Source organism: Devosia sp. BK (assembly GCF_032907385.1).
Lineage (GTDB): Bacteria > Pseudomonadota > Alphaproteobacteria > Rhizobiales > Devosiaceae > Devosia.
Map to the genome: position 1 here is coordinate 961,638 of NZ_JAIMBX010000001.1, position 14,153 is coordinate 975,790.

Sequence of the window (14,153 nt, forward strand, 5' to 3'; positions counted from 1 at the left end):
GACCAGCCACTCTTCTTCATACAGGTTATGGTTATGCGCCCCGATGTTAGCATTCCGTTAACATCGAGTTCTGCTTTTCTCAGATTTCGGTAGTCCAGATGCGAAAAGGCCCCGCACGATGTGCAGGGCCTTCAAACGCTTGGAAGGGGCAGATCAAATTACTTGATCTTGGCTTCCTTGAATTCGACGTGCTTGCGGACGACCGGGTCGTACTTCTTGAATGCAAGCTTTTCGGTCTGGGTGCGTGCGTTCTTCTTGGTGACATAGAAGAAGCCGGTATCAGCCGTCGACACGAGCTTGATCTTGATGGTGGCGGCTTTTGCCATTTTCGCAGTCCTTAATAAAACAAAGGGCGCTGCGAAACGGCAGCGCTGGAATTTGGGCGCAAACTACGGATTTGCGGCCGATTGTCAAGCAGGTAGAGGGGGCAGGATAGATGACCGCTCGGAATCGCTGCTGCGTCTCGGCGAGGATTAGCCTCAGGCGTCGGGCCAGTTTTCGTGACCATGCCGCACGCGGATAATCAAGATGTCTCCGGCACCTTCCACGACATAGACGACGAGGTGAGCCTTGGAGGGATGGATCGGACAGGAGGGTAAATCTCGGACCGCTCCGGGGCGATTCTTGGATTGGCGGCAATCAGATCGAACAGATCAAACAGTTCGTTGTGGTACCGCGCGGCCTGGTTTTCTCCGAAGAGGCGTATGCCGGCTTGGGCAATCTCGACCAAATCGATTTCGGCCTGCCTTGTAAGACGAAAGCCCATGATTAACCGGCCACAGCGCGCCTTTTGGCTTCAGCGAAAATGCCCTCTCTCGTGAGGGTGCCGGCGCCGCTGGCCAGGCCTTCATCGACATAGCGCTGCATGGTTGAGATTTTGTCGCTGCGTTCCTGATCCTTACGGATCAGATCGCGGACATAATCGCTCGCATTGGCATAGCGCCCGGTCTGCGCCTGGGCTTCGACCCAGTCTTTCATCGGACCGGGGAGTGAAACGTTCATCGTGGCCATATTTGCCTCCAAGAACGAATATCGCAGTTTTTGGCAAAGATTGTCAAAGCGTGTGGGACCTCGCCCTTCGACCGGCTCAGGGTGAGCTCTGGTGTGCTTCGCTAGGAGTGTTCAATCCGCCCGGCTGGGCGCGCCGAAGCCGTACATGCGGGCGGCCCATTGCAGACCCACGATCGAGCCCTTGATGGGGGGCAGGAGGGCGAGGCAGAGGACGATGGAGAGGGGAATCATCGTCAGGAGATAGGTGATCGGCTGGACATGGTAGGTCATGTCCATATGCAGCATCAGGAAGATGATGATGTGGCCGACAATGGTGATGGCGATATAGGGCGGGAAATCATCGGCGCGATGATGGCTTAGCTCTTCGCCGCAGACATTGCATTGGTCCGCGACCTTGAGATAGGCGCGGAACATCTTGCCCTGGCCACAGTGCGGGCAGCGGCAGAGGGCGCCGCGCCACATGGCCTGGCCGACACTGCGATTTTCGAGAGTGGTGGTGTTCTCTGGCATGGAACTACCTCTTTCTCCGGCCCTTGGGACCGAAGCTCTTAGATGGGCGTTTTTGCGGGCGGCGCCCAGATGGCGGATTGCCGCGGGTGCCTTCAGACAACAACTCGAAGCGGAGCGATCCGGCTACCGGAGCTGCTTCAAGTAAACGCACGGTCACGCGATCGCCGAGCGTAAAAGTTTCGCCGCCGCGTTCGCCGACCATGGCCTGCCGCTCTTCGACATAGCGATAATAGTCCTGGCCCAGGGTCGAGGCCGGGATGAAGCCATCGGCGCCGGTTTCGAGGAGGCGGATGAAGAGGCCCGAGCGGGTGACGCCGGAAACTCGGCCTTCGAAGCGGGCACCGATCTTTTGCGCGAGGAATTGCGCGAGGAGGCGATCGGAGGTTTCGCGTTCGGCCAGCATGGCGCGGCGCTCGGTGGCCGAGATGTGCTGAGCGATGCCGGTAAGTTTTGTTTCTTCCTGCTCGGTGAGGCCATCACCGCCGAAGCCGAGGGCTTTCACCAGCGCGCGGTGCACGATCAAATCGGCATAGCGGCGGATGGGCGAGGTGAAGTGGGCGTAGCGGTTGAGGTTAAGACCGAAATGGCCGTAATTCTCTGCCGAATATTCGGCCTGCGCCTGGCTGCGCAGCACCATTTCGCTGACCTGTTCAACATTGCCGGCCTTGCGGGCCTGATTGAGAATGCCGTTGAAATCGGACGCGCGGACAGAATCGGATTGTTTCACCGAAATATCGAGGCTGCCTAGGAAGTCGCGCAGGCTTTGGAGCTTTTCGGAGGAGGGCTCGTCGTGGACGCGATAGAGCAGTTCCTGGCGCTTCTGTTCGAGCGTTTCGGCGGCGGCGACATTGGCCGCGATCATCATTTCTTCGATCAGCCGATGGGCTTCAAGGCGGTCGGGGATGCGGATATCGGCGACCATGCCTTTTTCGTCGAGGATGATCTTGCGCTCGGGCAGATCGAGATCGAGCGGACCACGCTTGTCGCGGGCCGAGGCCATGGCGTCATAAGCGGCCCAGAGCGGGCGCAGGATAGGATCGAGCAGCGGGCCGGTCTTGTCGTCGGCATTGCCATCGATTGCGGCTTGCGCCTGCTGGTAGCTGAGCTTGGCGGCCGAGCGCATCAGGATGCGATGGAAAGAGTGGCTGATCTTGTTGCCATCGGCGTCGAGCACCATGCGCACAGCGAGGGCGGCGCGGGGCTCGCCTTCCTTGAGCGAACAGAGTTCGTTGGAAATGCGCTCGGGCAGCATGGGCACGACGCGGTCGGGGAAATAGACCGAATTGCCGCGGAGATAGGCTTCGCGATCAAGCGCCGTGCCGGGGCGCACATAGGCGGCGACGTCGGCGATGGCCACGGTGACCACGTGGCCGCCGGGGTTCTTCGGGTCTTCGTCGGGCGCGGCGTGGACCGCGTCGTCATGGTCCTTGGCGTCGGGCGGATCGATGGTGACCAAAGGCAGGTCGCGCCAATCCTCGCGGCCTTTCAGGGTCGCTTCCTTGGCTTCTTCGGCTTCGCGAACGACGCTGGCGGGGAAGACATAGGGGATTTCGAGATTGTGGATGGCGATCATCGAGACCGCGCCTTCGGAGGCGGGGTTGCCGATGACATTGGTGACCCGAGCGCGCGGAATCATCAGCCGGCCCGAGAGCTTTACCTCCACTTCGACGAGGTCGCCGTCCTTGCTGTCGCCGAGATCGCCAAGCGGGATGCGCATTTCCTTTTGCTTGCGATCGATCGGAATGAGGCGGGCGCCCTCATTGTCCATGCGGACGATGCCGATCTGCCCACGACGGGGCTTGTCGAGCACCTTCATCGGCTTGGCGGTGTAATGCGGGATGTCGTCTTCGCCGGCATCGATCCGCGCGAGGATGCGGTCGCCGGGGGCGGGCGCTACGCGAGCGTCGCTGCCGACGAGAACTTCAACGCGCGGCTTTTCGCCTTCCTCGTCATTCCACTGGGCCGGGTAGGCGTGGAGCGCATCGGGATCGGCGTCGGACGGGATATCGAGGACAGTGACGTGGGGCAGGGCGGCGGTGCGGCGCAGCGCCTTACGGGTGCGCGTAATGACGCCATCGCCTTCCAGCTCGGCCAGCATGGCCTTGAAGGGCTTCCGCATATCGCCGCGAATGCCGAAGACCTTGGCGAGATCGCGCTTGCCCTTGATATCGGCGTCCTGGGCGAGCGCAGCGAGAAGTTGTTCGCGGGTCGGCAATTCACCAGCGCGCGGCTGAACGCTGCGACGGGGGCCGGACGTGTTTTTTGGTTTTTTGGTTTTCATGTTGATGGATATGTAGGGGATTGGCGGGGTTTTGCCAATTCAACGCCGTCCCACAGGGCAAATCGCTCCAGTGGAGCGATTGGTGGCGGGGAAGCCATGAGAGCCATGCTCGAATGGCCGGGGCGGTACCCCCACCTAGCCTCCCCCTGGTAGGGCGAGGGATCTGCTGGTGGCTCACGATTATCGCGGCATACCCGATCGGTTCCTCCCCTAGCAGGGGGAGGTTAGGTGGGGGTGCTTGCCCCGCACGGCTAACACCCGTTCAATGCGAGAGTTACAAGAAAGCGATTCCATGACTATTCCTTTTTTCGACGGCCATAATGATACGCTGTTGCGGCTGGTGGATGATCCGCGGCCGAACAAGGTGGAACTGTTCACCGACGGGATGGCGGAGGCGCATATCGATTTGCCGCGGGCCAAGTCTGCCGGGATGGTGGGCGGGTTCTTCGCGATGTTTCCGCCGCCGCTGAAGGCGAGCCTGAGCGATATTTCAACGCCAGCGAAGTCTGCGGGACAATTGCCGCCGGAACTGGATATTGCCGAGGCGCAGCGCTCGACCAATGCGATGGCGGCACTGATGTTTCAACTCGAGCGCGCTGGGTCGCTAAAGGTTTGCCGGACGGCGGCCGAGATCCGCGCGGCGATGACTTCGGGGACGCTGGCAGCGATCTACCATCATGAGGGCGCCGAGGCGATCGACACCGATTTCAACGCGCTTGAGGTGCTTTACGCGGCGGGGTTCCGGTCGCTGGGGATTACCTGGAGCCGGGCCAATGCTTTTGGGACGGGTGTGCCGTTCCGGCATGGGGTCGATCCCGACATCGGGCCGGGGCTGAGCGACGCGGGCAAGGAACTGGTGCGGGTGTGTGATCGCATGGGGATCATGATCGATCTCAGCCACCTCAACGCCGCGGGTTTTCGCGATGTGGCGGCGAACTCGAACAAGCCGCTCGTCGCGACGCATTCCAATGTCCACGCGATCTGTCCATCGACGCGGAATCTTGTTGATTGGCAATTGGCGGCGATCCGGGAGAGCGGCGGAGTCGTCGGGCTAAACTATGCGACTGGGTTCCTGCGGCCGGATGGGAAGATGGAGCCGGATATGGAGATCGAACTGATGGTTCGCCATGTCGATGCGCTGGTCGAGGCGCTGGGCGAGGACGGCGTGGCGCTGGGGAGCGATTTCGACGGGGCGACGATGCCGGCGCCGATCAAGGACGTGACGGGCGTGCCGAAGCTGCTGCAGGCACTGCTGGATAAGGGCTATGGCGAGGGTTTGGTGCGCAAGATTGCGCTGGAGAATTGGTTGGGCGTGGTGGGGAGGACGATCGGGTAAGGGCGCTAGCCTCACCTAGCCTCCCCCTGGCAGGGGGAGGGACTTATTGAGTTTGCCAAGATTTCCGAGTGCAGCCGAGCGGCTCCTCCCCCTGTCAGGGGGAGGTTGGGTGAGGGCGCGTTAGAATGGCACGTCTTCGTCGGTGACGGTGCTTTTCTTGGCGGGGGCCTTTTTGGCGGCAGGCTTCTTGGCTGGCGCTTTTTTAGCCGCTGACTTGTCTTCCGACGCTGCAGTCTTCTTTGCTGCTGGCTTCTTCGCCGCTGCCTTTTTGGCCGGGGCTTTTTTCACCTTGGTGCCGGTGGCTTCGGCGCGGGCGGCGATCCATTCGACGGCTTGTTCGACGGTTACCGCTTCGGGGGCGACGTCCTTGGGGATCGTGGCGTTGATCTTGCCCTGATTGACATAGGGGCCATAGCGGCCGGCGCGGACGGTGATCGGGCCGTTGTCGTGCTCAAAGGTCTGGATGGCAGCGACGGCCGTGCCGCCGCGCTTGAAACCGCCAGCGGCTTTTTGCGCGAGGAGGTCGACGGCGCGGTTGAGGCCGACGGTAAAGACTTCTTCGACATCGGGCAGATTGGCATATTTGCCATCGTGCAGGATGAAGGGGCCATAGCGGCCAAGGCCGGCAGAGATGGGCAGGCCTGATTCAGGGTGAAGACCGACTTCACGCGGAAGCGAGAGAAGCTGCAGGGCTTTTTCGAGGGTCAGTGCGGCCGGTTCCCATCCCTTGGGCAGGGACGAGCGCTTGGGCTCCTTGCCATCGCCAAGCTGAACATAGGGGCCAAAACGGCCCGATTTCAAATGCACTTCCTCGCCCGATTCGGGATCGGTGCCGAGAACGCCATCGCCGGCGGCGGCTTCAGAGGATTGGCCATTGGCGGCGTCCGACAACTGGGTCGTGTGCTTGCACTCGGGATAGTTGGAGCAGCCGATGAAGGCGCCGAATTTTCCCAACTTCAGCGACAGCGTGCCTGTGCCGCAGGTGGGGCAGCGGCGCGGGTCCGATCCGTCTTCCTTGGGCGGGAAAATGCGGCTCGCGAGAAGATCGTTGAGCGCGTCGAGAACTTCGGAGACGCGGAGGTCCTTGATCTCGTCGATATTGCCGTTGAAGTCCTTCCAGAAGTCGCGGAGGACCTGCTTGTAATCGAGCTTGCCATCGGAAATTTCGTCGAGCTGCTCTTCGAGGCCGGCGGTGAAACCGTATTCGACATAGCGCGTGAAGAAGCTTTCGAGGAAGGCGGTGACGATGCGGCCACGATCCTCGGGGACGAGCGCCTTGCCCTCGAGACGCACATAATTGCGGTCCTTAAGGGTTGTGACGATGGCGGCATAGGTCGAGGGACGGCCAATGCCAACCTCTTCCATCTTCTTGATCAGACTCGCCTCGGTATAGCGGCTCGGCGGCTGGGTGAAGTGCTGCTCGATCTCGACCTTTTGGAGGGTCGGCTTGTCACCCACCTTGAGGGGCGGCAATTCGCGGCTGTCTTCGTCCTCCGAGTCCTCATCGCTCTTGGCTTCGACGCCATAGAGCTTGAGGAAGCCTGGGAAGGTAACGACGGAGCCGACAGCGCGGAGGGCGACGGTGCGGCCGGGAACATTGACGGCGATATCGGCGGTCGTGCGGTCGATCTCGGCCGAGGCCATCTGCGAGGCGACGGTACGGCGCCAGATCAGGCCATAGAGCTTCTGCTGATCGGCATCGAGATGCAAATCATCCGGGCGCTTGAACATATCCGTCGGGCGGATCGCTTCGTGCGCTTCCTGGGCGTTCTTGGCCTTGGAGGAGTAGACGCGCGGCTTATCGGGCAGGAATTCGGCGCCATAATGCTTGCCGATGACCGAGCGGGCCATGGCAATACCTTCGGGCGCCATCTGCACGGCGTCGGTACGCATATAGGTGATGAGGCCGTCTTCATAGAGGCGCTGGGCGATCTGCATGGTGCGGCTGGGCGACAGGCCGAGGCGCGAGGAGGCGTCCTGCTGCAAAGACGAGGTGGTGAAGGGCGCGTAGGGATTGCGCTTGGTCGGCTTCTTTTCGACATTGGCGACGTTGAACTGGCCGCCCTCGATGAGCTTTTTGAGCGCTGCCGCGTCTTCGCCGGTCTTGATGTCGAGCTTGTCGGTCTTCTTTCCATCGACGGAGAACAGCCGTGCGACGAAGCTCTTGCCGTTTTGGGCGAGTGACGCTTCGACGGACCAATATTCGTCGGCCTTGAATTTTTCGATCTCGGCTTCGCGATCGGACACGACGCGGAGGGCGACGGACTGCACGCGACCGGCCGAACGGGAGCCGGGAAGCTTCCGCCAGAGGATTGGCGAGAGGGTGAAGCCGACGAGATAATCGAGAGCACGGCGGGCGAGATAGGCATCGACCAGCGGCATATCCACTTCGCGCGGATTGGCCATGGCCGTCGTCACGGCATCCTTGGTGATGGCGTTGAAGACGACGCGCTGGACCGGCGTATCCTTCTTGATCGCCTTTTTCTGACGCAGCACATCGAGAATATGCCATGAAATGGCTTCGCCTTCGCGATCGGGGTCGGTCGCGAGGATCAAGCCGTCAGCGCCCTTGAGTGCATTGGCAATGTCGGCCACACGCTTTTTTGAGGCCGTATCGACCTCCCAGGACATGGCGAAATCTTCGTCAGGACGGACCGAACCATCCTTGGCCGGCAAATCGCGGATATGGCCGAAGCTGGCCAGGACTTCATAGTCCTTGCCCAAATATTTGTTGATTGTCTTGGCTTTAGCCGGACTTTCAACGACGACGACCTTCATGGAGAACCCATTCCGCAACGCTTTGACTGAGGTGGCGCAACATGGTGAACCGAGGGGGCGGTGTCAACGGGGCGCAGCATCACTCACTGGGACGAAGGGCCACAAGCTGCCCGCCGGACCATTCGAGACGGCCTTCGAGATCGAGTTCAAGGAGCAGGCCCTGCATGGCGGGCGGGGCGATCAGCGTTTGGCCGATCAGCTCGTCGATTTCCATGGGTGTGGTCGAGAGCGCGCTGAGGAGGCGATGGCGATCATCAGGGTTTGACTGGTCTTCGATGGTTGTGTCGCTGGGGTCGGGGCTCCAGGCGGGATCGAAGAGAAGACTGCGCGCGGGATCGGCGACGGCAATGGATTCGATAATGTCGGCGGCCGAGGTGATGAGCTTGGCGCCTTGCTGGATGAGGAGATTGCCACCCTCGGCGCGCGGATCGAGCGGGGAGCCGGGGACGGCAAAAACATCGCGGTTTTGCTCGAGGGCGAGGCGAGCGGTGATCAATGACCCGGAGCGCTTTGCAGCTTCGACGACGACCGTGCCCAAGGAGAGACCGGAAACCAGCCGGTTACGCCTTGGGAAATCGCGGGCACGCGGCTCCCAGCCGAGCGGCATTTCGGTGATCAGCGCGCCGCCTGCATCGAGGATGGATTGGGCGAGGGGCACGTTTTCATCGGGATAGATATGGTCGAGGCCACCGGCAAGGACGGCAATGGTGCCAGTGGTGAGGCTGGCGCGATGGGCGGCGGTGTCGATGCCGCGCGCGAGGCCTGAGACGACGGTGTAGCCGGCTTCGCCGAGATCGGTCGCGAGGATACGGGTCATCTTGGCGCCGGCGGCAGAGGCATTGCGGGCGCCGACTATGGCGACCGTGCGGTGCCAATCGAGCCGATCGCCACCGACAAGGGTGATGACGGGTGGGGCGCCGTGGATGTGGGAGAGATGAGTGGGGTAGGCGGCCTCGCCAATGGCGACGATGCGGGCGCCCCATTTGGCGAGGGCGGCGACTTCATCTTCCGCTTGGCTGAGACTGGTGATGCGGGCGGCGCGCCCCGTATTGCGGAGAAGACTTGGCAGCGCATCCAAAGCAGCTTCGGCCGAACCGAAGCGATTGAGCATCTGACGAAAGGTGACGGGGCCGACATTGTCGCTGCGCGCCAGGCGCAGCCAGGCGATGCGTTGGGCCGGCGTGAGCATCTGCATCACGCGGCCCTCCACGATCAGGCCGTCTTTTTGCCGCTGATGGTTGGCTCGGTGCCCTTCAACAGACGCGCGATGTTTTCGCGGTGCTGGAAGAACAGGAGGACGGCGAGAACGAGCACGGTGGCGGCGAGCCGATCGCCCACGACGACATAGGCAAAAATCGGCGCCGTTGCGGCGGCCGTGAGTGCTGCGAGGGAGGACATTTTGCGCGTGTAGGCAATGAGGAGCCAGACGGCGCAGAAGATGAGGCCGACGGGCCAGGCGAGGGACAGGAGCGAGCCGATCATCACCGCGACGCCCTTGCCGCCCTTGAAACCGAGCCAGACCGGGAAGCAATGGCCTAGGAAAGCGCCGAGCGAAGCCAGCATGGCAGCATCTTCGCCCCAGAAGTAGCGGGCGACCAGAACGGGAATTGCGGCCTTGAGCGCGTCGAGAACAAGGGTCGCGGCGGCGACTTTCTTGTTACCGGTGCGCAGCACATTGGTCGCGCCGATATTGCCCGAGCCGATATTGCGGATATCGCCGAGGCCGGCAGCGCGCGTCAGAATGAGGCCGAAGGGAATGGAGCCGGACAGATAGCCCAGAACGAGCGCCAGAATGAGCGGAATGAAATCGTTCGGCATGGTTTCTCCCTTATTAGCGAAGGATTAACGCCCGGGCGGGAGGGGGGCAAGTGGGGGACGGGGATTTTGTTGGGGCGCTTGACGCTGTGGCTCTCGCATCCCCCCCCCCGGCCTCCCCTTGGAAGGGGAGGTGTTGGATCGGTGGTGGGGATGCTACCGCGCCACGCACCATGTTTCCCTCGGGCCTGTCCCGAGGGTCGCTCGCATCAGCGTAGAGGCTTGTGGCTCCCGCGCTGGCCCTCGGGTCGAGCCCGAGGGAAGAACGGGGCCTGGGATGCTTTTCGAGGTCCAGAAGCGGCGTATTCAGATGTTGCCAACACGTAGGAACGCCGTTTTGGACTTAGCCCAGATAGTCTTTCTTGCCGATCGGCAAGCCCTTGTGGCGGAGGATGTCGTAGGCCGTCGTCACGTGGAAGTAGAAATTGGGCAGACCGCGGTTGAGGAGGTAAGTCTCGCCGTCGAATTCGACGTCGTTGCCGCCGATCTTGAGAGTGACGGTGCGGGTGTCGGCGCCGGTGAAGGCTTCTGGCGAAAGCGTGGCGAGATAGTCTATCGCCTTTTGCAGGCGGGCGCGAAGCTCGGCCCAGGTGACTTCGTCATCTGGCCAGCTTGGGAGCGGTTGGCCGGCGAGGCGGGCGGAGACGCCCTTGGCGCCGTCGGTGGCGATCTGGATTTGGCCGCTGAAGGGGATCATGTCATCGGCGAGGCGGCTGCCGACATAGGTCTGGAGATCGATGTTGTTTGCCGCGGCGTGCGCTTCGGCCTTATCGAAAATGGCGAGCAGGTTCTTGAGCATGCGGGTGAAGACCGGCACGGAGGCGGAGTACATTGAGAGGGTCATTTGGGTACCTGATGGAGACGTGAGTGGGGATGGATGGGAGGCAGTTAGGATCGGTTTAGTCGAGGAAGTTAAGCTCATTCCAAGCATCCCCCTCATCCGGCGCTTGCGCGCCACCTTCTCCCCGAGGGGGAGAAGAATGGTCCGGTGGCTTTTCTCCCACAAAGGGCTAGGGAAAAGCTGAGGCTCTCAGTCCTTGTGGACGAAAACCGTTTCGCCGCCGACGATCGTTCGCATCACTTTGCCGGCGAGCCTTGCGCCTTCGAAGCTGGTGTTGCGGGAGCGGGAGCGGAGGTCGGTTTCACTGACCTGCCAAGGATAGTCGAGATCGACGAGGATGAGGTCCGCCGGAGCGCCCTTGGCGATGCGGCCGGATTCGAGGCCGAGGATTTCGGCAGGGCGGCTGGTCATGGCTTTGAGAATCGTCAGCAGCGGCAGGTCTTCGGAGTGGACGAGGCGCAAGGCGGCGGCGAGGAGGGTTTCGAGGCCGATGGCGCCATTGGAGGCTTCGGCGAAGGGTTGGCGTTTGACTTCGCTATCCTGCGGATCGTGATCGGAATGGATCGTGTCGATGACGCCCGAGCGGAGCCCCTCGATGATGGCGCGGCGGTCGTCTTCGGAGCGGAGCGGGGTGCCGAGCTTGAAGTAGGTCCTGTAGCGGCCGATGTCGTTTTCGTTGAGGCAAAGATTGTTGATCGAAACGCCAGCGGTAACGCGCCTGTTTCGCTTTTTGGCTGCGGCGACGGTTTCAACGGAGGGTTCCGTCGAGATTTGCGCAGCGTGGTAGCGGACGCCGGTGAGCGCGGCGAGCTGGAGATCGCGCGACAGCGGGATGGTCTCGGCCTCGCGCGGAATGCCCTTCAAACCCAGGACCGTGGCGAAGAGCCCGTCGTTCATGACGCCTTCGCCGGCAAGGCTCATATCGACCGTGTGGTGGACGATCGTCATGTCATAATTGGCGGCATAGGACATGGCGGTGCGCAGAAGCGCGGTCGACTGGATGGAATTGCGGCCATCGGTGAGGCAGACGGCGCCGGCTTCGCGCATGAGGCCGAATTCGGTGAGATCGGCGCCGGCGAGACCCTTGGTGATGCCGGCGGCGGGGAGGATGTTGACCTTGGCGGTCGCTTTGGCGCGGCGGACGAGGAAATCCACGACGGCGCCATCATCGACGGCCGGCATGGTATCGGGCATCATGACAAAAGAGGTGACACCACCAGCAGCGGCGGCTTCGCCGGCCGAGGCCAGGGTTTCGCGATATTCCCAGCCGGGCTCGCCGGTAAAGACCCGCATGTCGATGAGGCCGGGGGCGAGGACGAGGCCATTGGCATTGACGACTTCGGCGCCATCGGGGACGCCGACGGGACCGCCGAGGGCGAGATCGCTGATGCGGCCATTTTCGATGAGGACTGCGCCGCGCTGATCGGTGCCCGAGGCGGGGTCGACGACGCGGGCATTTTCAATGAGGAGGGGCCGGGTCATTCTTCGTTCCTCGAAGGCAGCAGGGCATCCAGGACGGCCATGCGGACGGCGACGCCCATCTCGACCTGATCGGTGATGACCGAGCGGGCGCCATCGGCGATGGCCGGATCGATCTCGACGCCGCGGTTCATGGGGCCGGGATGCATGACGATGGAATCGGGATTGGCGAAGGCGAGCTTTTCGGCGTCGAGGCCATAAAAGCGGTAATATTCGCGGACCGAGGGGATCATCTTGCCGCTGGCGCGCTCATGCTGGAGGCGCAGCATCATGACGACGTCGACGCCCTGCAACCCCTTTTCCATGTCGGTAAAGACTTCGGTGGCCAGGTGTTCGATGCCAGCGGGAAGAAGATTGCGCGGGGCGATGACGCGGGTGCGGACATTGAGCGCGCCGAGCAGCAGCAGATTGGAACGGGCAACGCGGGAATTGGCGATGTCGCCGCAGATGGCGACGGTGAGACCGGAAATGCGGCCCTTGTGGCGGCGGATGGTCAACGCGTCGAGGAGCGCCTGGGTCGGGTGCTCATGGGCGCCGTCGCCGGCATTGATGACCGAGCAGCCGACTTTTTGGCTGAGCAGTTCGACTGCGCCGGCGGCGCCATGGCGGACCACCAGCACATCGGGGCGCATGGCGTTGAGCGTCGCGGCGGTGTCGACGAGAGTTTCGCCCTTGGAGACCGACGAGGTTTTCACCGACATATTGACGACGAGCGCGCCGAGGCGTTTGCCGGCGATCTCGAAGGATGACTGCGTGCGCGTCGAGGGCTCGAAGAACAGATTGATCTGGGTTTTGCCGGAAAGCGTGGGGAGCGATTTGCGCTCCTGCCTGCTGACGGGGACCATGCGCTCGGCGCGGTCCAGAAGATCGATGATTTCGTGCTGTTTGAGATCAGCAATGGAAATCAGGTGTCGTTGGCGGAACGGGGGAAAGTCGCCGGAGGTGCGGGCGGGCGTATCGGCCATGCGCGGATCCCTTCAGATTTGCTGCGGTCTATCCGAGGGGGGCGCGGCGTTCAACCAATAGTTGAATTTTCAACCTTTAGTTGCGCAGCCGATCGAGCGCGCCCTGCAAAATGTAACTGGCGGCGAGCTTGTCGACGACTTCGGCGCGGCGGTCGCGGCGGAGGTCGGCTTCGATCATCATGCGGGTGACGGCGGAGGTCGAGAGGCGCTCGTCCCAGAAGGCGATGGGCAGGTCGAGTTTCTGGCTGAGATTGCGGGCAAAGGCACGGGTGGATTGGACGCGCGGGCCTTCGGTGCCGTCCATGTTGAGCGGCAGGCCGAGGATCAGGGCGACAGCGTTGTTTTCAGCGACAAGGGCGATAATGCGTTCGGCATCCTGGGTGAATTTCGTTCGTTTGATGGTTTCGAGCGGTGAGGCGGAATAGCGCATGCCGTCCGACACGGCGACGCCGATGGTTTTGGTGCCGAGATCAAGGCCGAGGATTTTGCCGGCGGGGGGAATGGCGGCTAGGGTGTCGGTCTCGGTCACATGGGGCTCGCGGTTGTGGCTCGGTCTGTCCTATAGGCTCATAGGCAGATTTTGGCGATGGGACGCGCTCATGAAACTCACCTGGTTCGGCGGCAATACGTTTCGCATTCATGCGGGGGGAGCGATTGTGGTTGTGGAGGGTGAGGGGGCTCTGCTTGGGGTGGACCGGGCGGAGTTGGTGAGTGGGGCGGATGTGGTAACGCGCTGGGGTGGAGTGGTTGCGGGTTCGGAGGGTTGGAAGCCGCGGGTGCCGTTGCGGATGCTGGAGGCGGATGAGGCCATGCGGCAGCCCGAGGTGGTGGGGCTGGGGCAGGGGGCGATGGTCGTCGATGCCGATGGGGAGGTGCCCCTGGTTTTGGCGAGCGTAGATTTTTCGGCGAGTGGCCGCTGGGTGGGGCAGGCGCTTGTCGTGCTGATTGGCGAGGGCTTAGCGGAGCGGGGTGGGGCGATTTTAGAGCGGGCGGGACCGCGGCTGATGGCGCTGGCTGGGAGTGAGGCGGAGGTCGATGCGGCGTTTGTGGCGCTGCGGGATCGGCTGGATGGGACGGGACTGATTGCGCTCGAGCGTGGATTGGCTGTGGAAGTCTGATCCTTCCCATAAGCCATTT

General features: G+C 62.4%; 13 protein-coding genes and 1 pseudogene. 2 read left to right on the forward strand and 12 right to left on the reverse strand.

All coding sequences use genetic code 11. The annotated features are described in order from the left end of the window. Positions 1–158: 158 nt before the first annotated feature. The 5 genes and pseudogenes from rpmG to rnr form a co-directional block, all read right to left on the reverse strand. The gene (gene rpmG / locus DevBK_RS04660) at positions 159–326 is read right to left on the reverse strand and encodes a 50S ribosomal protein L33 (protein ID WP_046104197.1); all 168 of its coding nucleotides are present in this window, start codon (positions 324–326) and stop codon (positions 159–161) included. A gap of 153 nt (positions 327–479) precedes the next feature. Next, positions 480–766, reverse strand: a pseudogene (locus tag DevBK_RS04665) (type II toxin-antitoxin system RelE/ParE family toxin). A gap of 2 nt (positions 767–768) precedes the next feature. Further along, complete coding sequence (locus DevBK_RS04670; RefSeq protein WP_061911473.1) at positions 769–1,011, reverse strand: type II toxin-antitoxin system ParD family antitoxin; 243 nt, start codon at positions 1,009–1,011, stop codon at positions 769–771. A gap of 111 nt (positions 1,012–1,122) precedes the next feature. Further along, the gene (locus DevBK_RS04675; RefSeq protein ID WP_061911475.1) at positions 1,123–1,521 is read right to left on the reverse strand and encodes a DUF983 domain-containing protein; all 399 of its coding nucleotides are present in this window, start codon (positions 1,519–1,521) and stop codon (positions 1,123–1,125) included. 4 nt (positions 1,522–1,525) lie between these two features. Then, on the reverse strand, positions 1,526–3,802 hold the full coding sequence (gene rnr, locus DevBK_RS04680) for a ribonuclease R (protein WP_317184625.1): 2,277 nt from the start codon (positions 3,800–3,802) through the stop codon (positions 1,526–1,528). Positions 3,803–4,094: 292 nt separating this feature from the next. Between rnr and DevBK_RS04685 the strand changes: the two genes are divergently transcribed. Further along, entirely contained in the window at positions 4,095–5,138 is a 1,044-nt protein-coding gene (locus tag DevBK_RS04685; protein WP_317184626.1) for a dipeptidase, read from the forward strand. A 120-nt stretch (positions 5,139–5,258) separates the two neighbouring features. Here DevBK_RS04685 and topA read toward each other — a convergent pair whose 3' ends face one another. The 7 genes from topA to ruvX all read right to left on the reverse strand — a co-directional run bounded on the left by topA (position 5,259) and on the right by ruvX (position 13,545). After that, complete coding sequence (topA, locus tag DevBK_RS04690) at positions 5,259–7,916, reverse strand: type I DNA topoisomerase (RefSeq protein ID WP_317184627.1); 2,658 nt, start codon at positions 7,914–7,916, stop codon at positions 5,259–5,261. Positions 7,917–7,995: 79 nt separating this feature from the next. Continuing rightward, entirely contained in the window at positions 7,996–9,111 is a 1,116-nt protein-coding gene (gene dprA, locus DevBK_RS04695) for a DNA-processing protein DprA (RefSeq protein WP_317185592.1), read from the reverse strand. Positions 9,112–9,128: 17 nt separating this feature from the next. Then, positions 9,129–9,734 (reverse strand): glycerol-3-phosphate 1-O-acyltransferase PlsY, encoded by a 606-nt coding sequence (gene plsY / locus DevBK_RS04700; protein WP_317184628.1) that lies wholly within the window; start codon positions 9,732–9,734, stop codon positions 9,129–9,131. A 340-nt stretch (positions 9,735–10,074) separates the two neighbouring features. Continuing rightward, positions 10,075–10,575, reverse strand: a complete 501-nt coding sequence (locus tag DevBK_RS04705) for a DUF1993 domain-containing protein (RefSeq protein ID WP_317184629.1) — start codon at positions 10,573–10,575, stop codon at positions 10,075–10,077. Positions 10,576–10,761: 186 nt separating this feature from the next. Next, the gene (pyrC, locus tag DevBK_RS04710; protein WP_317184630.1) at positions 10,762–12,054 is read right to left on the reverse strand and encodes a dihydroorotase; all 1,293 of its coding nucleotides are present in this window, start codon (positions 12,052–12,054) and stop codon (positions 10,762–10,764) included. Further along, on the reverse strand, positions 12,051–13,016 hold the full coding sequence (locus DevBK_RS04715; RefSeq protein WP_317184631.1) for an aspartate carbamoyltransferase catalytic subunit: 966 nt from the start codon (positions 13,014–13,016) through the stop codon (positions 12,051–12,053). The genes pyrC and DevBK_RS04715 overlap by 4 nt, the downstream gene beginning before the upstream one ends. A 76-nt stretch (positions 13,017–13,092) precedes the next feature. Next, positions 13,093–13,545, reverse strand: a complete 453-nt coding sequence (gene ruvX, locus DevBK_RS04720; RefSeq protein WP_317184632.1) for a Holliday junction resolvase RuvX — start codon at positions 13,543–13,545, stop codon at positions 13,093–13,095. A 70-nt stretch (positions 13,546–13,615) separates the two neighbouring features. On the opposite strand from ruvX, the gene DevBK_RS04725 reads away from it, so the two are divergent. Next, entirely contained in the window at positions 13,616–14,134 is a 519-nt protein-coding gene (locus DevBK_RS04725; protein WP_317184633.1) for a hypothetical protein, read from the forward strand. Positions 14,135–14,153 lie beyond the last annotated feature (19 nt).

Excerpts from the sequence above, each read along its gene's own strand:
- rpmG (WP_046104197.1), bottom strand. The coding sequence starts at position 326 with ATGGCAAAAGCCGCCACCATCAAGATCAAGCTCGTGTCGACGGCTGAT.
- DevBK_RS04670 (WP_061911473.1), bottom strand. The coding sequence starts at position 1,011 with ATGGCCACGATGAACGTTTCACTCCCCGGTCCGATGAAAGACTGGGTC.
- DevBK_RS04675 (WP_061911475.1), bottom strand. The coding sequence starts at position 1,521 with ATGCCAGAGAACACCACCACTCTCGAAAATCGCAGTGTCGGCCAGGCC.
- rnr (WP_317184625.1), bottom strand. The coding sequence starts at position 3,802 with ATGAAAACCAAAAAACCAAAAAACACGTCCGGCCCCCGTCGCAGCGTT.
- DevBK_RS04685 (WP_317184626.1), top strand. The coding sequence starts at position 4,095 with ATGACTATTCCTTTTTTCGACGGCCATAATGATACGCTGTTGCGGCTG.
- topA (WP_317184627.1), bottom strand. The coding sequence starts at position 7,916 with ATGAAGGTCGTCGTCGTTGAAAGTCCGGCTAAAGCCAAGACAATCAAC.
- dprA (WP_317185592.1), bottom strand. The coding sequence starts at position 9,111 with ATGCAGATGCTCACGCCGGCCCAACGCATCGCCTGGCTGCGCCTGGCG.
- plsY (WP_317184628.1), bottom strand. The coding sequence starts at position 9,734 with ATGCCGAACGATTTCATTCCGCTCATTCTGGCGCTCGTTCTGGGCTAT.
- DevBK_RS04705 (WP_317184629.1), bottom strand. The coding sequence starts at position 10,575 with ATGACCCTCTCAATGTACTCCGCCTCCGTGCCGGTCTTCACCCGCATG.
- pyrC (WP_317184630.1), bottom strand. The coding sequence starts at position 12,054 with ATGACCCGGCCCCTCCTCATTGAAAATGCCCGCGTCGTCGACCCCGCC.
- DevBK_RS04715 (WP_317184631.1), bottom strand. The coding sequence starts at position 13,016 with ATGGCCGATACGCCCGCCCGCACCTCCGGCGACTTTCCCCCGTTCCGC.
- DevBK_RS04725 (WP_317184633.1), top strand. The coding sequence starts at position 13,616 with ATGAAACTCACCTGGTTCGGCGGCAATACGTTTCGCATTCATGCGGGG.